Origin of the sequence: Streptomyces sp. NPDC050759, assembly GCF_044456945.1 — a bacterium.
Lineage (GTDB): Bacteria > Actinomycetota > Actinomycetes > Streptomycetales > Streptomycetaceae > Streptomyces.
This window is the reverse complement of the sequence record NZ_JBITGI010000009.1, coordinates 209,877-234,127: the sequence shown is the minus strand read 5'-3', so window position 1 is coordinate 234,127 and position 24,251 is coordinate 209,877. Positions and strand designations below refer to the sequence as shown.

At 71.8% G+C, this 24,251-nt stretch carries 18 protein-coding genes; 12 read left to right on the top strand and 6 right to left on the bottom strand.

The window, feature by feature from the left end; genetic code table 11:
- The first annotated feature begins 70 nt into the window (after positions 1–70).
- From ACIBJB_RS26520 to ACIBJB_RS26510, 3 genes are all read left to right on the top strand, one after another.
- Positions 71–2,977, top strand: a complete 2,907-nt coding sequence (locus ACIBJB_RS26520; protein WP_398933725.1) for a LuxR C-terminal-related transcriptional regulator — start codon at positions 71–73, stop codon at positions 2,975–2,977.
- Positions 2,978–3,302: 325 nt separating this feature from the next.
- Positions 3,303–4,709 carry a Dyp-type peroxidase gene (locus ACIBJB_RS26515; RefSeq protein WP_398933723.1) on the top strand — a complete coding sequence of 469 codons (1,407 nt, stop codon included), beginning with the start codon at positions 3,303–3,305 and terminating at the stop codon, positions 4,707–4,709.
- Between the two features lie 46 nt (positions 4,710–4,755).
- Complete coding sequence (locus ACIBJB_RS26510) at positions 4,756–7,188, top strand: galactose oxidase-like domain-containing protein (protein WP_398933721.1); 2,433 nt, start codon at positions 4,756–4,758, stop codon at positions 7,186–7,188.
- A gap of 157 nt (positions 7,189–7,345) precedes the next feature.
- Here the strand turns inward: ACIBJB_RS26510 and ACIBJB_RS26505 are convergent, their stop codons facing one another.
- Positions 7,346–8,254: a LysR family transcriptional regulator gene (locus tag ACIBJB_RS26505; protein ID WP_398933719.1), complete on the bottom strand. Its 909-nt coding sequence runs from the start codon at positions 8,252–8,254 to the stop codon at positions 7,346–7,348.
- 82 nt (positions 8,255–8,336) lie between these two features.
- On the opposite strand from ACIBJB_RS26505, the gene ACIBJB_RS26500 reads away from it, so the two are divergent.
- Positions 8,337–9,167, top strand: coding sequence for an oxidoreductase (locus ACIBJB_RS26500; RefSeq protein ID WP_398933717.1), 831 nt, complete (start codon positions 8,337–8,339; stop codon positions 9,165–9,167).
- A 183-nt stretch (positions 9,168–9,350) separates the two neighbouring features.
- On the opposite strand, the gene ACIBJB_RS26495 is transcribed toward ACIBJB_RS26500, so the two are convergent.
- Positions 9,351–10,532: a serpin family protein gene (locus ACIBJB_RS26495; RefSeq protein ID WP_398934021.1), complete on the bottom strand. Its 1,182-nt coding sequence runs from the start codon at positions 10,530–10,532 to the stop codon at positions 9,351–9,353.
- A gap of 82 nt (positions 10,533–10,614) precedes the next feature.
- Here ACIBJB_RS26495 and ACIBJB_RS26490 point away from each other — a divergent pair, with 82 nt between their 5' ends.
- The 6 genes from ACIBJB_RS26490 to ACIBJB_RS26465 all read left to right on the top strand — a co-directional run bounded on the left by ACIBJB_RS26490 (position 10,615) and on the right by ACIBJB_RS26465 (position 17,133).
- A complete protein-coding gene (locus ACIBJB_RS26490) occupies positions 10,615–11,892 on the top strand; it encodes a DUF4190 domain-containing protein (protein ID WP_398933715.1) in 1,278 nt (425 codons plus the stop codon).
- A 147-nt stretch (positions 11,893–12,039) separates the two neighbouring features.
- Entirely contained in the window at positions 12,040–12,792 is a 753-nt protein-coding gene (locus ACIBJB_RS26485) for a GntR family transcriptional regulator (protein ID WP_398933713.1), read from the top strand.
- 313 nt (positions 12,793–13,105) lie between these two features.
- Positions 13,106–13,297, top strand: coding sequence for an SPOR domain-containing protein (locus ACIBJB_RS26480; RefSeq protein WP_069763326.1), 192 nt, complete (start codon positions 13,106–13,108; stop codon positions 13,295–13,297).
- Positions 13,298–13,321: 24 nt separating this feature from the next.
- The gene (locus ACIBJB_RS26475; RefSeq protein ID WP_398933710.1) at positions 13,322–13,729 is read left to right on the top strand and encodes a (deoxy)nucleoside triphosphate pyrophosphohydrolase; all 408 of its coding nucleotides are present in this window, start codon (positions 13,322–13,324) and stop codon (positions 13,727–13,729) included.
- Between the two features lie 96 nt (positions 13,730–13,825).
- Positions 13,826–14,233: an ATP-binding protein gene (locus ACIBJB_RS26470; RefSeq protein WP_398933708.1), complete on the top strand. Its 408-nt coding sequence runs from the start codon at positions 13,826–13,828 to the stop codon at positions 14,231–14,233.
- A 272-nt stretch (positions 14,234–14,505) separates the two neighbouring features.
- A complete protein-coding gene (locus ACIBJB_RS26465; RefSeq protein WP_398933706.1) occupies positions 14,506–17,133 on the top strand; it encodes a SpoIIE family protein phosphatase in 2,628 nt (875 codons plus the stop codon).
- Between the two features lie 15 nt (positions 17,134–17,148).
- Here ACIBJB_RS26465 and ACIBJB_RS26460 read toward each other — a convergent pair whose 3' ends face one another.
- Positions 17,149–18,528: a hypothetical protein gene (locus ACIBJB_RS26460; RefSeq protein ID WP_398933704.1), complete on the bottom strand. Its 1,380-nt coding sequence runs from the start codon at positions 18,526–18,528 to the stop codon at positions 17,149–17,151.
- An 81-nt stretch (positions 18,529–18,609) separates the two neighbouring features.
- On the opposite strand from ACIBJB_RS26460, the gene ACIBJB_RS26455 reads away from it, so the two are divergent.
- Both ACIBJB_RS26455 and ACIBJB_RS26450 read left to right on the top strand, forming a co-directional pair.
- Complete coding sequence (locus tag ACIBJB_RS26455; RefSeq protein ID WP_398933702.1) at positions 18,610–19,683, top strand: hypothetical protein; 1,074 nt, start codon at positions 18,610–18,612, stop codon at positions 19,681–19,683.
- A 359-nt stretch (positions 19,684–20,042) separates the two neighbouring features.
- Positions 20,043–20,717 (top strand): phosphotransferase, encoded by a 675-nt coding sequence (locus ACIBJB_RS26450; RefSeq protein WP_398933700.1) that lies wholly within the window; start codon positions 20,043–20,045, stop codon positions 20,715–20,717.
- On the opposite strand, the gene ACIBJB_RS26445 is transcribed toward ACIBJB_RS26450, so the two are convergent.
- Genes ACIBJB_RS26445 through ACIBJB_RS26435 form a run of 3 tightly spaced genes read right to left on the bottom strand, consistent with a single transcriptional unit; the run spans position 20,701 to position 24,235 of the window.
- Positions 20,701–21,468, bottom strand: coding sequence for a succinate dehydrogenase/fumarate reductase iron-sulfur subunit (locus tag ACIBJB_RS26445; protein ID WP_398933698.1), 768 nt, complete (start codon positions 21,466–21,468; stop codon positions 20,701–20,703). The two genes, ACIBJB_RS26450 and ACIBJB_RS26445, sit on opposite strands and share 17 nt — an antisense overlap.
- On the bottom strand, positions 21,465–23,399 hold the full coding sequence (locus ACIBJB_RS26440) for a fumarate reductase/succinate dehydrogenase flavoprotein subunit (protein WP_398933696.1): 1,935 nt from the start codon (positions 23,397–23,399) through the stop codon (positions 21,465–21,467). Before ACIBJB_RS26440 ends, ACIBJB_RS26445 begins: the two co-directional genes overlap by 4 nt.
- Entirely contained in the window at positions 23,399–24,235 is an 837-nt protein-coding gene (locus tag ACIBJB_RS26435) for a hypothetical protein (RefSeq protein ID WP_398933694.1), read from the bottom strand. The genes ACIBJB_RS26440 and ACIBJB_RS26435 overlap by 1 nt, the downstream gene beginning before the upstream one ends.
- Positions 24,236–24,251: the final 16 nt, after the last annotated feature.

The following is a 24,251-nucleotide window of genomic DNA, read 5'->3' as shown; positions in this document are numbered from 1 at the left end:
TGCCGTCTGTGCTTCAGTGAGTTCAGAGAGCGCGAGCGCACGGGGGCGTGGGGACGGGGCGGCGGCTCAAGTGGCGGATCAGCAGGTGATGGTGGGGCGGGAGCGGGAGCGTCTGCTGGTGGACGGGGTGCTCACCGCGGTCGCCGAGTGCGGTGCCGCGCTCGTGCTGCGGGGTGAGCCCGGAATGGGCAAGACGGCGCTGCTGGACTACGCAGGCGTCGGCGCCCTGGCCCGCGGTGCACGCGTGGTGCGGCTGTGCGGCGTCGAGTCCGAGTCGGTGCTGCCCTTTGCGGCGCTTGCCGATCTGATGACCCCCTTCCACGGGGGACTGGCGGACCTGCCGGAGGCCCAGCGTTCCGCGCTGAACGTGTGCCTGGCCCTGGCGGCCGGTCCGCCCCCGAACTCCCTCGCCGTCTGCACGGGAACGCTGAACGTCCTCGCGGCGGCCGCGAACGCCACCCCCCTGGTCGTGCTCGTGGACGACTTGCAGTGGGTGGACCCCTCGTCGCGGCAGGTGCTGCTCTTCGTGGCGCGGCGGCTGGCCGGCGAACGGGTGGCCATGGTCCTGGCCGTCCGGGCCGACGCCCTCGAACCGTCCGCTCCGGGGTTGCCGGAGGTCGACTTGGCCGGCCTCTCCGCGGACGCGTGTGCCGAGTTGCTGGCGGGCCGGGACGTCGCTCCGTCCCCCCAGGTGCTTGCCGACCTGGTGCACGCCACCGGGGGCAACCCGCTGGCGCTGCTGGAGACGGCTGCGGGCCTGAGCGCGGGCCAGTTATCGGGGACTCGGCCCGTGCCGGAACTTCTTCCTGTGGGACAGCAGCTCCACCGCGCTTGGACGACCCGGCTGGACAGGCTGCCGGAGCGCACCCGACGGGCGCTGGCCCTGCTCGCGGCAGGACACTCCGCAGCCCCCGACGTACTGGCCAGGGCCTTCGCCTCGGTCGGTCTGTCTCCGGCGGATGTCGACCCGGCGCACGCCGCAGGCCTTGTGACGGCGACAGGCCAGGACCTCGACCTGCGTCACCCGTTGCTGCGTCTGGTGGTGCTGGAATGCCTCACTCCGGCGGCCCGACGCGACGTCTACCGGGCCCTGGCCGGGGCGTCCACAGGCGAGGTGCGGGTCTGGTACCGGGCCGCGGCGGCCGCTGGGCCGGACGAGGAGGTCGCCGCGGCACTGGATGCGGCCGCAGGCCGGGCGCGGGAACGCAGCGGATTCGGGGTGGCGGCGCGGGCGTTGCGGAGGGCGGCGGAGCTGACCTCGGACCGTCGGCTGCGGGTCGAACGGTTGCTGCGGGCCGCCGAGGACGCGCACCTGGGCGGACTGCCGCACGATGCCGCGGCGTGGTGCGACGCCGCCGCAGAGGAGACCACCGATCCGCTGCTGCGCGCGGACATAGCGCTGGTCCGCGGCCGTGTGCTGATCTGGATCGGACAGGTTGCCCGTGCCCACGACCAACTGCTCGACGCCGCCGATGCCGTCCGCGCCATCGATCCGGCCCGGGCGGGCACACTCCTTGCCGAGGCGGCCTTGTCCGCAGCCATGGCGGGGAGGGGCAACCTGGCCCTGAGGGATGCGGACGAGGCGGCCCGACTCGCTGCCGGCCCATCGCCGATACGGGTCTCGGCCTCACCCGCTGACGGCCGATACCCCGCCGTGTCCGCGGCGCCTTCCAGGCCGGCGGTGGCGGACGGGCACGGCCCGTTCGACGCACCGGCGTTGGCGGGGCCCGGCGAAGGCGCCGAGCTGCCCGTGGAGATCTCCGCCTGCGCCTCGTTCGCTCTGGCCCTCACCGGGCAGGTGACAGCAGCCCGTCGGTGGCTGCAGGCGGCACGCACGGCTCTGGAATCAGCGGATGCCGTGGACACGCAGCAAACGCTCGTGCTGATCGGCCGGGTGTGCGGATGGACGGAGGACGACGACAGCGCCCGCAAGGTGCTCACCTCCGCGATCAACGCGGCGCGCCGGTCCGGTGCCCCGGCCACGCTCGCGTACGCCCTCGGCGCGCGTGGCGAGTTGGACCGCTGGGCCGGGCTGTGGTCCGCCGCCTACGCCGACGCGACCGAGGCGCTGCACTGGGCGGAGGAGCTGCGCCAGACGGGCGCGATCGGCTACAGCCTGCTGAGCCTGGCCCGCCTCGACGCGGCACGGGGCGAACGGGCGCTGTGTGAGGAACGCATCGAACGGACCCGGCGTGAGGTCGGGCCGCTGGGCATCGGTTCCCTGGAGGTCTACGGATCCGGCACGCTCGGTCTGGTCGCGCTGGGCCACGGCGAACACAGCGTCGCCGTCGCGTATCTCGAACACGCCCGTGCGCTGGCCGCCGACGGTGGCCTCGGCAATCCCGTCATCGTGCCGTTCGCCGCCGACCTCGTCGAGGCCCACCTGCGCACGGGCGACCGCGACCGGGCCGAGACCGTCCTGACGTGGTTGGACGAGCGAGCCCGGACCACCGGTCTGGCCTGGCCGGCCGCGGCCGCCGCGCGTGGCCGAGTGCTGCTCGCCGGCGACGGTGACGAGGCCGAGGCGTGCTACGCGGTGGCCGAAGTCGCGCACCGGCGCAGGGAGATGCCGTTCGAGGCCGCCCGCACCCGGTTGTGCCTCGGCGAGGTGTTGCGCCGTTGTCGCCGCCCGGCGGCGGCCCGGTTGCCCTTGCTGGCGGCTCACGCAACGTTCCAGTCGCTGGGTGCCCGCCCGTGGACGGCCCGAGCCGCGGTGGAGCTGGCCGCCGCGGGTGAGCGTCCGGCGCCCGGTACCCCGGTCCCCGCGTTCGACCGGCTCACGCCGCAGGAACTACAGGTCGCGCGAACCATCGCCGACGGGATGAACAACGTCGAGACGGCGGCCGCGCTGTTCATCTCGCACAAGACGGTCGAGGCCCACCTGACCCGCGTCTATCGCAAACTGGGCGTCCGCTCCCGCACCGAACTCACCCGCATCCTGATGTCCCACGGCCTGGTCCCTGCCCCGCCCGGCTAGCCGGGCGAGCCGGATCGTTTCCGGCTTCGCCGGCACCGGGGGCCGCAGTCGCCGCCCATGGCCGGGTGGAGTCGGCCTGGACCGGGTGGCGACGGCCTGGACCGGGTGGCGACGGCCTGGACCGCTATGCCGGGTCCGAGGGTTTTCCCCGATGCGCCCGTCGGCCGTCCCCGGTTGCCTGGGCGGCAGGCCGGGGGAATCCGGCGTGGCGAGAGGGAGGACTGTCGTGTCGATCGATCTCCATACTTTGCTGACGGGGGCAGATGTTCCGGGCGACGTCGGTACTGACGCCGACGCCATGCTCGATCGCCTGCAACCGAACATCGTGAAGCCTCACGTCCGGGACCACCTGTCGGTACTGCTGTTGGGTTTCACTGACAGCCCGGAGGGCGCCGCGGAGGCCCGGGCCTTCCTGACCGCGGTCGCATTCCTGATGAAGTCGGCGCGGGAGCACCTCCTGGAGGTGGCGGCGTTCAGGGCCGGGGGCGCGCCAGGGACGCCGTACGTCGGTGTGGGACTGACGAAGGCGGGCTACGACAAGCTGGGGCTGTCGGCCCGGGCGCCCACCGACCCGTCGTTCCGGCTGGGCATGCGGGACGAGCAGACCAGGCAGAAACTCTCGGACCCGGTTCTCTCACTGCGGGAGGAGCCGTACCGGGAGGAGATCCACGCGGTCGTGCTCGTCGGCGACGCCTCTGCCGTAACGGTGGCGGCCAGGCTTGCCCAGGTCGAGGCCGTGCGGCCCGCCTCGGTCCACCTCATCGGCCAGGAGACCGGCCTCGGCATGCGCAATGCGAACGGAGACGGGATCGAACACTTCGGATACGTCGACGGGCGCAGCCAGCCGCTGTTCCTGAGTCAGGACGTCGACGACGAGCGGCGCGGTACCGACGGGACCTCGGTGTGGAATCCCGCCACCCCACTGGACCGCGTTCTGGTCCCCGACCCGGCGGCACCCGATCCGGAACTGGACTTCGGCAGCTACTTCGTGTTCCGCAAGCTGGAGCAGAACGTGCAGATGTTCAAGCAGGCGGAGGAGGACCTGGCCGACCAGCTGAAACTGGTGGGCGAGGACCGCGAGCGCGCGGGCGCGATGATCATCGGCCGCTTCGAGGACGGCACACCGCTGACCACGCAGAGCGCGGCCGGGCCGCACAGCCCGGTGATGAACAACTTCGACTACGCGAACGACGAGCACGGCATGAAATGCCCGTTCCAGGGCCACATCCGCAAGACCAACCCCCGAGGTTCCGGCGGTTTCGAAGCGGCGGAGGACGAGCGCAGGCATCTGATGGCGCGGCGCGGCCAGACGTACGGGGAAAGGAGGGACGACCCGAACGACGACACGCAGCCGCAATACCGGCCCACCGGCGGCGTCGGCCTGCTGTTCATGGCCTTCAACTCCGAGCTGGGCAACCAGTTCGAGTTCACGCAGCGGACCTGGGCGAACAACGCCGGCTTCCCGAGGGTCCCCGCGGGTGACTCGCCGCCCGGTCTCGACCCCGTCATCGGCCAGGGCGCCCGCCCGGCAGCGGCATGGCCGTCGGTCTGGGGCGGGACGAGCAAGGAACTGGGCATACCGGCCGTCCCGCAGGCCGTGACCATGAAGGGCGGCGAGTACTTCTTCATGCCGTCCCTTCCCTTCCTGCGCAGCCTCAGTCCAGACACAGCTACAGGCACAGGCACAGCTACAGGCACAGGCACAGCGACAGGAACAGATACAGGAATCTGACCGGCGGACTCGCGCCGGCCGAATGCCGATCTGAAAGGGATGTGCGATGCCGAACGTGTTCCGACCCGTGCCCGACTGGTTCTCCCACGAGAACCAGGGCGCCGGGGTCGCGGTGGCCGATCTCGACGGCGACGGCCGGCAGGACCTGCTGGTGTTCATGGTCGACAACCCGCCGGGACAGAACCGCGGGCTGTTCCGGATCGGCCGGGGTCTGTCCGCCGACGGGACCGTCACGGGCCCCTGGACGCCGTGGGCCGATGTCCCCGGCTGGTTCTCCCACGAGAACCAGGGCGCCGGAGTCACCCTCGCCGACCTCGACGCCGACGGCCGCCAGGACCTGGTCGTCGCCATGGTGGACGGCGCAGTGGGGCAGAACCGCGGGCTGTTCCGGATCGGCCGTGGCCTGTCCGCGGACGGGACTGTCACCGGTGGGTGGACACCCTGGACCGACATCCCCGACTGGTTCTCATGGGAGAACCAGGGGGTGTCCGTCGCCGTGACGCCGCCGGACCCGCAGGGCGTCCGCGACCTGCTCGTTTTCATGATTGACAACGGGCCGCAGCAGAACCGGGGGTTGTACCGAATCGGCCATGGACTCGGCGTGGACGGTGCCGTGACCGGCGGCTGGACGCCGTGGCAGGACGTCCCCGACTGGTTCTCGTGGGAGAACGCGGCCTGCGGCGTCGCGGTCGCCGACCTCGACCGGGATGGCGGCCGCGATCTGATCGTCTTCCAGATCGACGATGCCCCCGACCAGAACCAGGCCTTCTACCGGATCGCCCGGGACCTCCACCCCGACGGCCTGCCCGGCGGTGGCTGGGGGGAGTGGCGCGGCGTGCCGAACTGGTTCTCCTGGCAGAACCAGGGCGGCGGGATCGCCGTCGCGGAACTCGACGGGCGGCTGACGCTGATCGCGTCGATGGCCGATGCCCCACCGCAGCAGAACCAGGGCCTGTACGAGATGGTGCGGCTGGAACCGGATCCGGCGCGGGAAGGACGTTGGCAGGTGTTGCCCTTCCACTCGGGCGTTCTGGCCGTGCATGCCGCGCTGCTGCCGGAGGGCGATGTGATGTTCTTCGCCGGGTCGGGCAGCAGCGCGAAGCGGTTCGACAGCAAGGACTTCGGCGATGAGGACAAGGGGGTCTTCACCAGCGTCGTATGGAACCCGCCGGGCAACTCCTTCACCCACCCGGAGACCCTGCGTACGGCCGACGGCCGGCCCTTCGACATGTTCTGCGGCGGTGACGTCTTCCTCCCGGACGGCCGGATGCTGTCCGCCGGCGGCACGCTCGCCTACAACCCGTTCAAGGGCCGTAAGGACGTCGCGGTCTTCGACCCGGGCAGCGGGAAGTGGTCGTTCGCCGCACCGATGGCGCACGGGCGCTGGTACCCGACGCTGATCGCGCTCGGTGACGGGACCGTGCTGGCCACGACCGGACTCGACGAATCCGGCGCGGCTCACAACCAGACGCTGGAGGTGTACTCACCCGATACGGACAGCTGGCGGGTGAAGCACCTGGAGCACGGCTTCGCCGGACTGCCGCTGTACGCCCACCTGTTCCTGTTGGCCGACGGCCGGGTCTTCTTCTCGGGCGGGCGGATGGACGACCCGCTCGACGTCGAGCCCGGCATCCTCGACCTGAGGCACGATCCCGTCGAGGTTGCCGCGGTTCCGGACCTGCTCATGCCCGACATGCGCAACCAGTCGGCGAGCGTGATCCTCCCCCCGGCCCAGGATCAGCGGGTGATGGTCATCGGAGGCGGCCCGGTCGGCCGGCCCGACCGTACGGATGCGACGGACGCGGTCAGCGTCGTCGACCTCACCGCCGACGAGCCCCGCTACACGGCGGCCGCGCCGCTGGGCCTGCCGCGGCTGCATCTGAACGCCGTACTGCTGCCCGACCGTACGGTCTTCGTCGGCGGCGGATCGCTGAAGCAGGAGGACAAGCCCCTGGCCCGGCACGAGGCGGAGATCTACGACCCGGCCTCGGACAGCTGGAGCCTGATGGCGGCCGCCACCGTGCCCCGCCTGTACCACTCGACGGCTGTGCTGCTGCCGGACGGCCGGGTCGTCGCGGCGGGCGGCAACCCGGAGGGCGGCACATCGGTCCCCTGGGAGCCGCCGGACAAGAACGAGGAGATGCGGCTGGAGGTCTTCCGCCCGCCCTACCTCTTCCGAGGAGCGCGTCCGGCCATCGGCTCGGTTCCCCAGCAGTGGCGGTACGACGGGACAGTGACGGTCGTGACTCCGGACGCGGACACCGTCCGATGGGCCTCGCTGGTGCGCAACGGGGTCACCACGCACTCGTTCGACAGCAGCCAGCGTCTTGTGGATCTGCCGATCGCACGGCAGGGCGGTGGGTCGCTCGACGTGCGGGTGACGGAGAACCACGACATCGCGCCGCCGGGTTGGTACATGCTCTTCCTCGTCAACGAGGAGGGAGTGCCCTCCGTGGCCGAGTGGGTGCGTCTGAGCTGACGGCGGCAGCGGCGTGCATGTCGTGGCCAAGCCGTGCAGCGGCGTGCCCCGCAACTGTCCGCCCGAGTTCCGCTGTAAGGTCCTCGATCTCGTCGCATCCGGAAGGTCCGCAAGCGCAGCTCCCGCGCGGCGGTACGCCCAGGTCGAAGGGCCACCCTCAGTCGCCCGTCACCGCCCGGCACGCCTGTGCGTACCCCCGCACCAGCGGTCGCTCCGCGTCCTCCCTGCGCCAGGCCAGGACGTATCTGCTCGGGCCGATTCCGCGCACCGGCCGGGTGACCACCCCGCCCAGGGTGATCAGAGGAGCGTTGCCGGCGGCCACGAGGCAGATGCCCAGGCCCGCGACGAGGGCCTCGTACGTCTCCTCGGTGCCGGCGATCTCCGCGCCGATGCGGGGCGGGCGGCCGGACCGTTCGTCGAGGGCGAGCCAGAAGTCGCGCAGGGGGCCCGCGCTCGGCGGCAGGGCGAGGAACGGTTCGTCGGCCAGGTCGGCGAAGTCCACCTCCTCGCCGGCGGCGAGCGGGTGGGTGTCGGGGAGGGCGACCAGGCGGGGCTCCTCGGCGACCACGGTCCATCCGTAGCGCTCCTCGTCGGGCAGCGGCAGCCACACGAACGCGACCTCCGTCTCGCCGTCCGCCAGACCGGCCGTCGGGTCCTGCCAGCCCATCTGCCGCAGCCGTACGACCGCCTCGGGATGCGCGGCCGTGAAGCGGGAGCGGATCGCCGGAAGCAGACCGCCGCGGCCGGGGCTTGTGCTCATGCCCACCACAAGCGTGCCGCGCCCCGCCGCCCGGGCCGCCGCCATCGCGGCGTCCGCCGCCGCCCAGGCCGCCAGCACCTGCCGGGCGTGCGGCAGCAGCGCCTGACCCGCCTCGGTGAGCAGGACGCCCCGCGGGTCCCGCCGCAACAGCTCCACGCCCAACTGCCGCTCCAGCGCCCGGATCTGCTTGCTCAGCGCGGGCTGTGACACGTACAGCCGCTCGGCCGCGCGTGTGAAGTGCAGTTCCTCGGCCACCGCCAGGAAGTAACGCAGGTCCCGTACATGCACGTGGGTCGTCATAGCCATCGGTTATCACCGTGGGTCTTGGACGGGCAACCGACTTCGGCGGCAGGCTGGTTCGCGGAACAACCGGAGAAGAGGAGTCGTCATGAACAAGGTCTGGCTGATCACGGGCGCGAGCAGCGGATTCGGGCGGGCGATCGCCGAGGCGGCACTGGCCGACGGCGACGTCGTGGTGGGCGCGGCCCGCAGGCCCGAGGCGCTGGACGACCTCGTGGCCGCCCACCCCGACCAGGTGGAGGCGGTGCGTCTGGACGTGACCGACATGTCCGCCGCGGAGGCCGTCGTACGCGATGTGGTGGCCCGGCACGGACGGATCGACGTGCTGGTCAACAACGCGGGCCGGACCCATGTCGGTGCCTTCGAGGAGACCACCGACGCCGAACTGCGCGAGCTGTTCGACCTGCATGTCTTCGGACCGGCCGCGCTCACGAGGGCGGTACTGCCGGCCATGCGCGAGCGGCGTTCGGGCGCGATCGTGCAGATGAGCAGCATGGGCGGGCAGATGTCCGTCGCGGGCTTCTCGGCGTACAGCGGGACGAAGTTCGCGCTGGAGGGCATGTCCGAGGGGCTCGCCGACGAGGTGCGGGAGTTCGGCATCAAGGTGCTGATCGTGGAGCCGGGGTCCTTCCGCACCTCGCTGTTCGACGCGAGCCGCGCGGGGGCCAGCGCCGACAGCGGCGTCTACGCCAAGGTGAGCGAGACCCGCGGGTTCGTCTCCGGCGGCGACGGCACCCAGGCCGGCGACCCCGCGAAGGCGGCGGCCCTGATCCGCGCCGCGCTCGACGCCGAGGAGACCCCGCTGCGGCTGCCCCTCGGCGACGACGCGGTGACCGCCGTACTCGACCACCTCGACGCCGTACGGAACGACGTGGCCACCTGGGAGAAGACCACCCGAGCGACCGCCTTCGACGACTGAGACCGCAGGGGGAGTGGCGCCGATTCCCCGTCCCATGCCGACCACCGCCTGCGGCGACCGAACCCACAGGCCGGCCACCGGAGCGGGGCCCACTCCGTCCGCCACTCCGTCGCCCGGGCCGCAGCCGGCTACTGGAGCGGTGCCCGGTTCCGTCCCCACCCCGTCGCCCACGCCGCAGCGCGGCTACCGGAACGCCGCCGGCTCCGTCACCCACCCCGCCGTCAGCGCCAGCCGTGTCTCACGGTGTACGGCGAGGAAGGCGAAGGGGCGGTCGAAGGTGGCCGTGACCACGGTCGATGTGTATCGGGGGGTGGGCGGTGCCCCACCCGGCGCCGCCGCGACCGCCGTCACCGCGGCCGCCTCGAAGCCGAGCGCGTCGAAGCGGGCGAGGACGGACTGCCGGGCGGAGCCGACGGCCAGGGGTGCGGCGCTGATGCCGGCGAAGTGACCCCGCCGCGTGTCCCGGGCCGCGGTGAGGCCGAACAGTCCGTGCTGGTCCAGCAGATCGTGGTGGGCCCGCACCTCGAACGCCGCCGTCGTCACCTCCAGCGTCGGTTGTTGCGGGCCGGCACATGGCCGTTCCTCGACCCGCAGTCCCGGCCCCGCGGGCCCGTGCGGGAGCAACGACCCCCGTACGACCGGACACGTGCCGTCCAGCACGGCCGCGCCCGCCGCCACCACCTGGCCCGGCGTCAGGTGCTCGTCCCCGAGCAGGAGATGGACGTCGATGCCGTTGTCGCCGAGCACCTTCACCTCGGTGACCCGGCCCTCGGGTGCGGTCACGACGCCGACCCGGTCCAGCCGCACGCTCCGGCGGTTCAGCCCGCGCAGGGTCCGGCCCTGCCAGGGGCCCGCGGACGGCCGTACCGGACGCACCTCGAAGGGCCGCAGCCACGTGGTCCGCAGCGCCAGCGCGCTCGCCAGCACCAGCTCGGTGTCGTCCCGCACCTCCACCGGCATCCGCTCGATCAGCCCACCCGTCCGCTTCGCTGCCCAGGCGTCCATCTCCCGCTGATCGAGGGCGGGATCGCCGGTGAGCGCCCCGAGCGCGTCGGTGGGCAGCCCGGCCTCCCACTCCTCGCGCAGCTCCAGTGTCCGCCTGGTCCACAGTCCAAGGGCCGAGTCCAGCGCCGCCGATTCGGCCAGGCCCGCGAGCAACTCCCGTGCCGCCGCGGCCGCTTGATCCGCGGGCACCCCGAGCGTCCGTGCCAGCTCGGCCCGCGCCGGACCCCGCGCTCCGTCGGCCAGGAACGCCAGCAGTGGCCACACACCGGCGGCCGAGAACACCGTCCCCCCGGAAGCCACCCCCGCCCACCGTGCCGTCAGCCCGTTAACCGCCTGGGTGGTCGCACCCGTGATCGGCATTCCGCCCCGCCCGCCCCGCGCATACCATGCGCCCTGTCGTACGTCAGTTCCCCGCCACTGCTGAACCAGGAGCACGGTACCCGTGTCCATACCCCCGCCCCCTGGGCCCCACCAGCCCGACCCCGCCCGGGGGCCGTCCCCCGCCCCGGACCCGTACGGGCCGCCGCCGCAGGGACAACAGCCGTATGGGCAGCAGCCATACGGGCCGCCGCCGCCGGGACAGCAGCCGTACGGACAGCCGTACGGGCAACCCTATGGCCCGCCGTACCAGGCCTGGGGACAGGGCTACAGCCCCTACGCCCGCCCGTCGCCGGTCAACGGTCTCGCCGTCGCCTCCCTGGTGCTCGGCGTCCTGTGCTGCTTCCCGGCGGTGGGACTGGTGCTGGGTGTGATCGCGCTGGTGCAGATCAAGAAGAAGGGCCAGTCCGGCAAGGCCCTGGCGATCACGGGGTCGATCCTGTCGTCGCTCGGACTCGCCCTGTGGGTGGCGGTGCTCGCCACCGGCGGGCTCTCCGACGCCTGGGACGAGTTCAAGAAGGGCGCGAGCGAGGGCGCCACCTTCTCGGTGGTGAAGGGCCAGTGCTTCGATGCGCCGGGGGAGTCCCTCGAAGGCCTCACCTACGACGTCGACGAGGTGCCCTGCGCGGGTGAGCACGACGGCGAGGTGTTCGGCGAGTTCAAGATGACCGGCGGCGACGGCTTCCCCGGAGACGGCGCGGTCTCCGACGCCGCCGACGACAAGTGCTACCCCCTCCAGGACGCCTACGTCATGGACACCTGGGCGCTCCCCGACGACGTCGACGTGTACTACTTCGGTCCCACCCGGCAGAGCTGGCGCCTCGGCGACCGCGAGGTCAGCTGCATCTTCGGCAACACCGACGAGAAGGCCACCCTGACCGGCTCGCTGCGCGCCGACGAGACCACCCTCGACGCGTACCAGATCACCCTCCTGAAGTCCCTCAACGCCATGGACACCGTGCTGTGGAAGGAGCCCGAGGACGACCCCGAGGACGACCTGCCCGGCTATCGGACATGGTCGCGGGACGTCCACGACAGCCTCGACCAGCAGATCAAGGCCCTGCGCGCGCAGTCCTGGCCGGCCACTGCCGACAAGCCGGTCGCGGCCCTGGTGAAGGACATGGAGGACGCGCGCGCCGAGTGGGCGAAGGCGGTCGCCGCGGCCGAGGACGACGACGTGGACACCTTCTACCTCCACTACGACAAGGGCTACGCGTACGTCGACGGCCCCAGCACGGTCACCGCACGCAAGGCTCTGGGGCTCGCCACCAAGCGGCCGACGTACGAGGACGGGGGCGACGACGGCAGCGGTGAGTCGGGCGGCGGCGAACTCAATGTGTGAGCGCGGCCATAGCGGGGAGAAAGTGCCTGCGTAAAGACCCCCACCGGAACATGTCATCACATCGAGTGATTCTCTGGCCTTTGCTTGCATGGCCCAACCCACGGTTGCCAGGCTGTTGCTGTCTGTACAACCTGATGGGAGCGGCCAGTGACATTCGGTGAGCAGCCGGCGTACCTGCGCGTCGCGGGTGATCTCCGCAAGAAGATCGTCGACGGTTCGCTGCCACCGCACACCCGCCTGCCGTCCCAGGCCAGGATCCGCGAGGAGTACGGCGTCTCGGACACCGTCGCGCTGGAGGCGCGCAAGGTGCTGATGGCCGAGGGGCTGGTCGAGGGCCGCTCCGGTTCCGGGACGTACGTCCGGGAGCAGCCCGTGCCCCGCCGTATCGCCCGCTCCGGCTACCGTCCGGCCTCCGGTGCCACGCCCTTCCGGCAGGAGCAGGCCGACGGGGAGGGGCGCGGCACCTGGGAGTCCAGCAGTGCGCAGACCGAGGCGTCGGCCGCCATCGCCGAGCGGCTCGACATCCGGCCCGGCGACCGCGTGATGTGCACGAAGTACGTCTTCCGGGAGGCCGGTGAGCCGATGATGCTCTCCACCTCCTGGGAGCCCCTCGCGGTCACCGGCCGCACTCCGGTGATGCTCCCCGAGGAGGGCCCCCTCGGCGGCATGGGCGTGGTCGAGCGCATGGCCGCCATCGACGTCGTCGTGGACAACGTCACCGAGGAGGTGGGCGCCCGCCCCGGCCTGGCCGAGGAACTGCTCGCCCTGGGCGGTGTCCCCGGCCATGTCGTCCTCGTGGTCCATCGCACCTACTACGCCTCGGGCCGCCCGGTGGAGACCGCCGACGTGGTCATTCCGGCCGACCGCTACCAGGTCGCGTACCACCTCCCGGTGAAGTAGCGCGCGCCCCGGGGAAGTTGCCCCGGGCGAGCAACCAACGGGCCTGCGGGCGAACGCCGTTCGAATTCGGCCGTTCTCGCAGGTCGACACCACGATTCCAGAGACGCCCCTGACGGGAGGCATCGTCGCCCACTGGGGGCGCGTTCACGGCTGCGCGCCCCTGTCGGAGGAGTCCGTCCTGGCTGGTTGCGTACCTCTTTGTGAAAACGCGTGTTCGCTGCGTAAAGGTTGGGCGTAGGCTCGGGCATATGCGGAGTGCGGTTTCCTTATCGGGTGGGGCTCGACGCAGGTCGGGAAGGAGCGGTGGGGCGCTATGAACGACGGCACGATCACTCTTCCCTGGCTCGTCATACGACAGGACGACAACGGCAATCGCTACCGTGTGGGCAGGTACGCGACCCGGGCCGAGGCCCAGAAGATCGCCGACAGCCTCGACGCCCGCGGCCACAAGCAGCTCTACTGGGTCGAGCGCATCAGCCAGAACGGCGCGAGTTCGGCCGACTGAGGAGCCTCCCGTAGGCTCCGGCGCATGACGGAACGGATCGTGGTGGTGGCGGCCGCCCTGTACGACGGCGACCGCCTCCTCGCAGCCCGCCGCAGCGCACCTCCTGCTCTGGCCGGCCGCTGGGAGTTGCCCGGAGGCAAGGTGGAGGAGGGCGAGTCGTCCGAGGCGGCCCTCGTGCGCGAGCTCCGGGAGGAACTGGGCGTGGAGGCGGAGGTCGTGGCACGCGTCCCCGGCGAGTGGCCCCTCGCGTCGCCGTACGTCCTCCATGCGTGGACGGCCCGACTCCCCCCGACCTCCCCGGACCCCAAGCCCTTGCAGGATCACGACGAACTGCGCTGGCTCGCCCCGGACGAGATCCGGGACGTGGACTGGCTCGACCAGGACGTGGAAGCGATTCGCTCACTGGAGACCCTCAGGGGTCCGAGCTCCTAGGCGCCCCGTGTTACGCCGTTCGGCGCGGTACCGCACCCTTGATATCGGGTATGTGCCCCTTAACCCCACGAAAGCGGACATGGGCTGGCCCGGGATGTGATCGGCGTGATCGACACCGAAGGCGACTGCGCCAAGTGGACGTTCCCGGCGGACCCGGGCGCCGTACGCGCTGCCCGGACGGCTGTCCGGAACCGGCTGACGGTCTGGAATCTCGACGGTCTCGCCGACATCGCCGCCCTGTTGGTCAGTGAGCTGGTGACCAACGCCCTGCGGCACGCCACCGGCCCCATCGGCGTCCGCCTGGTCCGTCCCGAGGCCGTCGACGGCGTCCTCCTGGTCGAGGTCTCCGACCCCCTGCCCGACCCGCCCCGCGAACGCGTCGCCGCCCTCGAGGACGAGAGCGGCCGCGGTCTGCAACTGGTCGCCCACGCGGCCCACCGCTGGGGCACCCGTCCCGGCGTGACGGGCAAGACGGTCTGGTTCGAACTCTCGGTGCCGGGATGAGAAGGACCTGATCGCGGTGAAGAACGCCTGTACGACACCCCGCCCCCTGTCCATCGAGTGGTTCAGGCCAGTGGCGGTTGTCGGCAGACGTGATTCGACGCAGTGTCCGCTGGTTAGAAGACTGGAAGTGTTGTCGCAGCCCGGACCGAAAACCGTCGGGATCGTGCTGTGATCGTGAACACCGTGTTGTGCGGCGCCGTAGTGCTGGATACTGCGGGCAGCCGCCCCCGGTGACCGGTACCGGACGCGGTGAGCTGGAGGGGACGGTTCGCGTGAGCGAGATACCAGCGAAGGCCACGGAGTCGAAGGACCCGTTGGACGGCGCGAGGGCGGAGGCCGCGGATGATGCCGTGGCGCATGTCCGTCCCGGCGAGCCGCCGTCCGGTGACGCCATGTGGCAGAGCAGTCCGCCCGGCTCGATCTACGACTACATCAAGGTCGCGTCCTTCTCCATAGGCCCCGACGGCCTGGTCGAGCAGTGGAGTCTGCGCGCCGAGCAGCTCTTCGGCATCCCCGCCGAGCACGCCGTCGGCATGGACCCCATCGAGGCCTTCATCGACCCGGACCTGCGCGCGCAGGGCCAGCGCAAGATGGCGGAGATCCTGGACGGCCGCGAGTGGACCGGTGTGGTGCCCTTCCGGGTGCCCCCGTCGGCGGCCGACGGCGAGTGCGGCCGGGAGGGCCTCGCCGAGGTCTATGTGATGCCGACGCGGACCGAGGAGGGCGAGAAGGCCGCCGTCTGCATCGTCGTCGACGTGCGCACGCTGCGCAGCATCGAGACCGACCTCGCCGCCTCGCAGGCGATTTTCGGTCAATCTCCCTTCGGGTTCGTGCTGATCGACCCCGACCTGCGGGTTCGCCGCGTCAACTACCGTTTCGCCTCCCTCTTCGGCGGCAGCCCGGACGACCACCGGGGCAAGGGCGTCCACGACTATCTGCCGCGCCCCGAGGCCGAGCGGGTCACCGCGACCCTGCGCCGGGTCCTGGAGACCGGCGACTCCATCACCGACATGCACGTCACGGGCTTTCTGCCGGGCTCCGACGAGCGCCGCCACTGGTCCATCAACCTGTACCGGGTGCGCAGCGGGTCCGGCCGGCCCATCGGCATCGCCTGGCTGGGAACCGACATCACCGCCCGCCGCGCCGCCGCCCGCGAGGCAGCCGCCGCCCGGCGCAACCTCGCCCTCCTGAACGAGGCCGGCGCCCGCATAGGCAACTCCCTCGACCTGGAGACCACGGCCCGCGAACTCCTCGACGTCGTCGTCCCCGGCTTCTGCGACCTGGCCACCGTCGACCTCTACCAGGGCCTCCTGGCCGGCGACGAGACCCCGCCCGGCCTCGCCGACGGCAGCGCGGAACTGCGCCGGGTCGCCTTCGCCAGCGCGGTCTCCGACGCCCCCTTCGTCGGCTCCGGTGACCCCGTCCAGGTCGGCGCCGTCCACCACTACCCCTTCAACTCACCCTGCGCGGACGCCCTGCGCACCGCACGCCCGCTGTACGTCCCGGCCGAGGAGGGCGGCCTCGTGCAGTCCACGCTCGCGGTGCCGATGGTCGCCCACGACACCGTCGTAGGACTCGCGCAGTTCGCCCGGACCAAGGGCAGCGAGCCGTTCGGGGACCGGGACCGGGATCTCGCGGTGGAGCTGGCGGCGCGGGCCGCGGTCTGCATCGACAACGCGCGCCTGTACCGGCGGGAGCACGAGCGGGCGCTGATACTGCAGCGGTCCCTGCTGCCCCCCGGCGACCCGGTCGCCTCCGGCCTGGACATCGCCTGCCGCTATCTGCCCGGCAACTCCTCCGCGGACCGGCCCAGCGAGGTCGGCGGTGACTGGTTCGACGTCATCGAACTGCCGGGACACCGCACGGCGTTGGTGGTCGGTGACGTGATGGGCCGGGGGCTGCGGGCGGCGGTGGCGATGGGGGAACTGCGGTCCGCCGTGCGCACCCTGGCCCTCCTGGACCTCGAACCGGCCGAGGTGCTCAGCGCGTTGGACGAGATCGCCCGCGGTCTCGGCGCACCCGGCGGTGTCCAGCAGGCCACCCGGGCGGCCCGCCGCCCCCGTGAGGCGGACCTGTCCGAGGTGTACCTGGCGACCTGCGTCTACGCCGTCTACGACTCGGTGACCCGCCGCTGCACCTTCGCCAACGCGGGGCACCTCCCGCCCGTCCTCGTGGAGCCCGGCGAGGACGCGCTGATGCTCGATGTGCCGCCCGGCATGCCGCTCGGCGTCGGTGGCGAGCCCTTCGAGGAGGTAGAGGTCGAACTGGCAGAAGGCGCCCTGCTCGCGCTCTACACGGATGGACTGGTCGAAAGCCGCGATCACCCCCTCGACGAAGGTCTCCAGGCCTTCGTAGGAGCGCTCACCGATCCGTCCGCCCCCCTGGAGGACGTCTGCGACCACGTCCTCAACACCCTCGACACCCACCACGGCGAGGACGACATCGCGCTGCTGATGGCACGTGTCCAGGGCCTGCCCGCCGGCTCGGTCGGCGACTGGACCCTGCCGCGCGAGCCCCGCAGTGTGGGCCGGGCCCGCGAGTACGCGCGCGGCCAGCTGCTGAGCTGGGACCTGGAGCCCCTGGTCGACACCACGGAACTCCTGGTCAGCGAGCTCGTCACCAACGCCCTGCGGTACGGCGAGGGTGACATCCGGCTACGGCTCCTGCTGGACCGCACCCTGGTCTGCGAGGTCTGGGACTCCGGACTCGTCCAGCCGCGCCGCCGCCGCGCCCGCGACACCGACGAGGGCGGCCGGGGCCTGCAACTGGTCGGCCTCCTCAGCGCGGCCTGGGGCTCCCGCCGTACACCGCGCGGCAAGACGGTGTGGTTCGAACTGCCGTTGCCCGACGGGCAGAACGGCATGGTGGACCCGGCGGAGGCGCTGCTCAGCCTGTTCTGAGCCCTGGGCCTGTTTCTAGGCGGGGTGCCCGCGCAGGCGTACGTCCTGTTCGGCGAGGTCACGCGCCTCGCGGGCCAGGGCGTCCGCCCGCGGGAGATCGTCGGTGAGCCGAGCCCGCGACAGCAGGACGCGGGGTGCGGCACCGACGGCCTCGCGGTGGACGGTGACGTAGTCGTCCGCCGCGGCCACCGACTCCCGGGCGACCAGCAGCGCGGCCACCGCGAGCACCCCGGACCGGCCGGTCGCCAGGGGCGCGGTCGCGTGCACGACCCGACGCAGGACGCCGAGGGGGTCGTACGGCCGTCCGGACGTCGTCTCCTGTCGTACGGCGGCCAGGACCGCGTCGGCACGCAGGAGCCGGGCGTACGTCTCGCCCTCGTACGCGGTGCTGTCGCGGAAGGGGGCCAGCTCCGCCTCCGCGCCCGTGAGCGCGGGCGGGATCAGCCGGGCGGCCTCGGTACGCGCCGAGCGCAGCCGGGTCACGGCCGTCACCAGCACGTCCGCCCGGGAGATCGCGGTCTCCGCCGCGCGGAGGTGGTGGGCCGCCTCGTCCGGCCGGTCGGCGGCGATGGCCTGGTGGGTCTGGTTGAGGTGGACGGTGGCGGTGACCAGGCAGTCCTTGGCCGACTCGACGTACCCGGTGACGGAGTCACCCAGAGGTGGCGCCTCCACCCCGGCCGTGCGGGCGGTCAGCTCACGGAAGCGGGCCTCGGCCGACGCCAGGGCCGCGGCGGGGTCACGGTCCAGTGCCCGCAGGCCGCGCAGCTTTTCCGTCTCGGCGGTCAGCCGCCGCTCGGCCTCCTCGCAGCGGCCCACGACTCCGGCGAGGGCGGCCGCCTCCTCCGGTACGCCTTCCTCGTACCGCGCCCGTATCGCGCACGCGGCCGACAGTTCGGCCTCCGCCGCCTCGGCCGCCGTCACGAAGGGGGACACCGCCTCGGAGCCGGACACGGCCTCGGCGAAGGCCAGTTCCTCCCGGAAGGCGCGCAGGCGGTTGTCGGCGTCGACCAGCGCGGCCCGGGAGCGGTCGTCGAGGTCGGCGAGCGGGGGCTGGGTCCCGGGGGCGGGATACGCGCCGACGTGGGTCGTGCCGGCGGCCGCCGGTGTCGTACGGCTGCGGGTGCGGCGGATCCGGCGGACGGAGCCGTAGGCGGCGAGGGCGAGCACCACGGCGAGCGCGGCCACCGGCAGGACGAGGTCGGAGCCGGAGGAGTCGTCCTCCGCCGGGGCGGCGCTCGTGCGTGCGCCTGCAACCGGAGCGTCGTCGTTGATCGTCATCCACGGCAACACCAGCCACAGGACCCCGACGACCACGCCCAGCAGGGCATGTGCCACCCGCGCGGAGATGTGCGAGCGGCTCCGTCGCGGTCGGCCCCGTATCAAGGATGGCGTCACGTTTCGGAGCGTATGGGCCGGAATGCGGGGGCGCGAGCGGGGTGGGACGGGCGGGGGTACGCGAGGGAAGTGGGGGAGCGGATGTCAGAGGTGCGGGACATACAGGTCGACGGGGACGGCGAGGCGGAGGAGGCATCGGCGCCGCAGCCGGGACGCCGCCGCCGGCTCCGCCGGGGCCTGATCGCGCTCGCGCTCGTCGTCCTCCTTCCCCTTCTCACCGTCGCCGTCGCCCTCCGCCTCAACTACGCCGGCGACCCCGCGGACGGCACCCGCACCCGGGGCAAGGACGCGATCTGGCTCGGGCACGCCTGGGTGGACGGGCGCAGGACCGACGCCGACGTCACCGCCCTCGCCCGGCGCCTGCGGAACACCGGGATCCGGGACCTGTACGTCCACGCGGGGCCCCTGGAACACGACGGGACGCTGCCCGGGTCGGCGTACCCGAAGGCGGCTTGGCTGATCGGCGCCGTGCACAAGGCGGCCCCCGGCATCCGGGTGCAGGCCTGGCTCGGCGACAAGCTCGCCACGGAGAGCCCGGACGGGCTGCGCCTCACCGAGATGGACACCCGCGCCGCCGTCGTGAGGTCGACCCGCCGGATCCTCGACGCCGGGTTCGACGGCGCGCACTTCGACCTGGAGCCCCTGCACTCCGGCGACGAGGACTATCTCGACCTCCTCGACACCCTCCACCAGGTCACCCGCGCCCGCGGCGTGCCCCTCTCCGTCGCCGCCCACCAGATCGACCCGCTCCCGGCCCTGCACTCCGTCGCGGGCACGCTCACCGGGCACCCCAAGTGGTGGTCGCAGGCGTACTTCGGTCAGGTCGCGCGCCGGGTCGACCAGATCGCGGTGATGTCGTACGACACGGCCACGCCTCTGGAGAGCCTGTACGGCGGCTATGTCGCCCAGCAGACCTCACTGGCCCTGGAGGTCACCCCCGACTCCACCGACCTGCTGATGGGCCTGCCCTTCTACCGGGAGGACAACTTCGCCCACTGGTCCTTCGCCGAGACCGTCCCCGCGGCGGTCCGCGGCGTCCGACTCGGGCTCTCCCGCACGGACGCGGACCGCGCGAACTTCGGCGTGGCGCTGTACGTCGACTTCGCGGCCACGGAGGCGGACTGGACGGCGTACGAGAAGGACTGGGTCCACTAGAAAACCACCTGCGTCACAGCGCACCGCACTGCGACGATCTGCCGAATGACCACCACCCGCCGACACCTCACCCGCGACGACCTCGCTCCCCTCGCCCGCGCAGCGACCGGCCGCGCCCTCACCGGCCTCACCCGGCTCCGCGGTGGCAGCAAAAAGGGCGTCTACCGGCTCGCCCTCGACGACGGCACGACGGTCGTCGCCTACGTGTGGTCGCCGGACGAGGACTACTGGGACGCCGGCCCCTCCGACCCCCGCGACCCCTTCTCCGCCGGCACCGGTCCCGACGTGTTCACGGCCGCCCACGACCGGCTGGTCGCGGCCGGCGTACGCACCCCCGCCTCCTGTACGCCGACACCGCCATGGACGCCGTGGTCGTCGAGGACATGCGGGGCGGCAGTCTGGAGGAGGCCCTGGAGCGGGACCCGGTCGCCGGTCGCGCCGCGCTGGAGCTGCTGGCCGCCGAACTCAGCACCCTGCACGCGCAGGAGGGCCCCGCCTTCGGCAAGGTCGGACTCGTCGACAACGGCGGCACCTCGTCGTCGGGTTCCGCCGCCCGGCGCATCACCGAGGGCGCCCTGCGCCACATCGAGCAGGCCGCCGTACGGGACGAACGGATCGCCGTCGTACGGGAGGAGCTCGAGGAGACCGTACGACGACTCGCCGCAGCCGTCCGGCCCCGCGCCCGGCACACCCTCGTCCACGGCGAGATCGGCGCCGACCACGTCCTGTTGGACGGCCGGGGCAGGCCCGCTCTCATCGACATCGAAGGGCTCATGTACCTCGACGTCGAGTGGGAGCACGTCTTCCTGCGCATCCGCTTCGGACCGCGGCACTACGACGTCCTGCGCGCCCCCGGCCTGGACGAGGACCGGATGCGCCTCTACCGCCTGGCCATGCACGTGTCCCTGGTCGCCGGCCCCCTCCGCCTGATCGAGGGCGACTTCCCGAACCCGGCCGGGATGCGGGAGATCGCGGAGTCCAACCTGGTCAGGGTGCTGGAGCTCATGGGGCGTGGGGCTACGGCCTCCTCCTGATCTTCGAGCCCAGCCAGACGAGTGGGTCGTACTTGCGGTCGACGGCCCGTTCCTTCAAGGGAATCAGCGCGTTGTCCGTGATCTTGATGCCCTCGGGGCAGACCTCCGTGCAGCACTTGGTGATGTTGCAGTAGCCGAGACCGTGCTCGTCCTGGGCCGTCTTCTTGCGGTCCAGGCCCGACTCCTCGGCCGCGTCCAGCGGGTGCATGTCCAGTTCGGCCACCCGCATCAGGAAGCGCGGGCCCGCGAACGCCGTCTTGTTCTCCTCGTGGTCGCGGACCACATGGCAGGTGTCCTGGCACAGGAAGCACTCGATGCACTTGCGGAACTCCTGCGAGCGGTCCACGTCCTCCTGCATCATCCGGTACTCGCCCGGCCCGAGATCCGGCGGCGGCACGAACGCCGGGACCTCGCGCGCCTTCTGGTAGTTGAAGCCGACGTTCGTGACCAGGTCCCGGACCACGGGGAAGGCCCGCAGCGGAGTGACCGTGATCGTCTCCTCCTGGGTGAACACCGACATGCGGGTCATGCACATCAGCCGGGGCCGCCCGTTGATCTCCGCGGAGCAGGAACCGCACTTGCCCGCCTTGCAGTTCCAGCGGACGGCGAGATCGGGCGCCTGGGTGGCCTGGAGGCGGTGGATGATGTCAAGGACCACCTCGCCCTCGTTGACCTCGACCTTGAAGTCCTCCAGGTCGCCGCCCTGCACATCACCCCGCCACACCTTGAAGTGGGCCGTGTAGCCGCTCATTCGTACAGCTCCTCTTCGGCGAGGTACTTGACCAGCTCCTCCTTGTCGAAGAGGGCGAGCAGGTCGGCGCGGACGGGGTCGGTGGTCTCGCGGGTGAGGTCGATCTGGCCCCGGACGGGGTCGGTCGCCGCCAACCCGCCCGTGGGGTCGGTCAGTCGGCACAACAGGTTGATCCGGCGCCACTCGCGGTCCATCGCCGGATGGTCCTCTCGGGTGTGGCCGCCGCGCGACTCGGTCCGCTCCAGCGCGGCCCGCGCCACACACTCGCTGACCAGCAGCATGTTCCTGAGGTCCAGCGCGAGGTGCCAGCCCGGGTTGAACTGCCGGTGCCCCTCGACCCCGGCCCGCCGGGCCCGAACCCGAAGGTCCGCCAGCTTCTCCAGGGCCTGCTCCATCTCGCCCTCGCGGCGGATGATGCCGACCAGGTCGTTCATGGCCTGCTGGAGTTCCTGGTGCAGGGTGTACGGGTTCTCCGGAGGCCCTACGGCGGGCTCGGCGCCCTCCGCCGAGAACGGCCGCAGCGCCTCGGCCGCCGCCGCGTCGACCTGGCCCTCGTCCACGGGCGGGCGGTCCGCCGCGAGCCCGGTCGCGTACTCGGCCGCGTGCCAGCCCGCCCGGCGTCCGAAGACCAGCAGGTCGGAGAGGGAGTTGCCGCCGAGCCGGTTCGAGCCGTGCATACCGCCGGCCACCTCACCGGCCGCGAACAGCCCCGGCACCCCGCGCGCCGCCGCCGTGTCCGACTCGACCGCGATACCGCCCATCACGTAGTGACAGGTCGGCCCGACCTCCATCGGCTCGGCCGTGATGTCGACGTCGGCCAGCTCCTTGAACTGGTGGTACATGGACGGCAGCCGGCGCCGGATGACCTCGGCGGGCATCCGGGTCGAGACGTCCAGGAAGACGCCGCCGTGCGGGGAGCCCCGGCCGGCCTTCACCTCGGAGTTGATCGCGCGGGCCACCTCGTCACGCGGGAGCAGCTCGGGCGGGCGCCGGTTGTTGTCCGGGTCCTCGTACCAGCGGTCGCCCTCCTCCTCCGACTCGGCGTACTTCTCCTTGAAGACGTCCGGGACGTAGTCGAACATGAACCGCTTGCCGTCGGCGTTCCTGAGCACTCCGCCGTCGCCGCGCACCGACTCGGTGACGAGGAGGCCCTTGACCGACGGCGGCCAGATCATGCCGGTCGGGTGGAACTGCACGAACTCCATGTTCAGCAGGGGTGCGCCGGCGAGCAGGGCCAGCGCGTGACCGTCTCCGGTGTACTCCCACGAGTTCGACGTCACCTTGAAGGACTTGCCGATGCCACCGGTCGCGATCACGACGGCCGGGGCCCCGAGGACGAAGAAACGGCCGGTCTCGCGGTCGTAGGCGAAGACCCCGGAGACACGGGAACCGTCCTTGAGGACCCTCGTGACCGTGCACTCCTGGTAGACCTTCAGGCGGGACTCGTAGTCGCCGGTCTCCTTGTGGTCCTCCTGCTGGAGCGAGACGATCTTCTGCTGGAGCGTGCGGATCAGTTCGAGGCCCGTGCGGTCGCCGACGTGGGCGAGGCGCGGGTACTCATGGCCGCCGAAGTTGCGCTGCGAGATCCGGCCGTCCTTCGTACGGTCGAACAGGGCGCCCCAGGTCTCCAGCTCCCAGACCCGGTCCGGGGCCTCCTGGGCGTGCAGTTCGGCCATCCGCCACTGGTTGAGGAACTTCCCGCCGCGCATGGTGTCGCGGAAGTGGACCTGCCAGTTGTCGTTCGCGTTGGCGTTGCCCATGCTGGCCGCGATGCCGCCCTCGGCCATCACCGTGTGCGCCTTGCCGAACAGCGACTTGCAGATCACGGCCGTACGGGCACCGCGCTCTCGGGCCTCGATGGCGGCGCGGAGACCGGCCCCTCCGGCGCCGACCACGACGACGTCCCATTCCTGCCGGTCGACCACGGACATCAGAAAAACCTCGGATCATCGAAAGCGCCGGAGGCGACCAGGAAGACGTAGAAATCGGCCAGCGCCACGCTCACCAGCGAGGCCCAGGCCAGCTGCATGTGCCGGGCGTTCAGCTTGCCCACGAACTGCCAGGCCTTGTACCGCACGGGATGCTTGGAGAAGTGCCGCAGCTTGCCGCCGACGATGTGCCGGCAGGAGTGGCACGAGATCGTGTACGCCCAGATCAGCACGATGTTGATCAGGAAGACGAGGGTGCCGAGGCCCATGTGGCCCCACGCGTAGTGCTCGTCGCGGAACGCGAGCACGGTGTCGTAGGTCAGGATCCCGGCGACCACGATCGCGGCGTAGAAGAAGTACCGGTGGATGTTCTGCAGGATCAGCGGGAAGCGGGTCTCACCGGTGTACTTCTTGTGCGGCTCGGCCACCGCGCAGGCCGGTGGGGACGCCCAGAAGCCCCGGTAGTAGGCCTTGCGGTAGTAGTAGCAGGTCAGGCGGAAGCCGAGCGGGAAGATCAGGATGATGATCGCGGGGGAGATGCCCCACCAGCCGCCGAAGATCTCCCAGTTGGGCCCGTGCCGCATGGGTTCGCAGCGCTCGGCGAGACAGGGGGAGTAGAACGGCGAGACGTACGGGGCCGCGTAGTAGTCCGTGTCGGCGAAGGCCCGCCAGGTCGAGTACACGATGAAGGCGAGCAGCCCGGCGGCGGTGGCCGCCGGTGCCAGCCACCAGCGGTCGGTGCGCAGGTGCGGGGCGTCGATCGCGGCGCGCGTACCGGTGCCAACGCCGCCGCGGGCGCTATGGGATTCGGTGTCGGGTGGTTCCGTACCAGTGGCCAACTCTTGACTCCGGTCG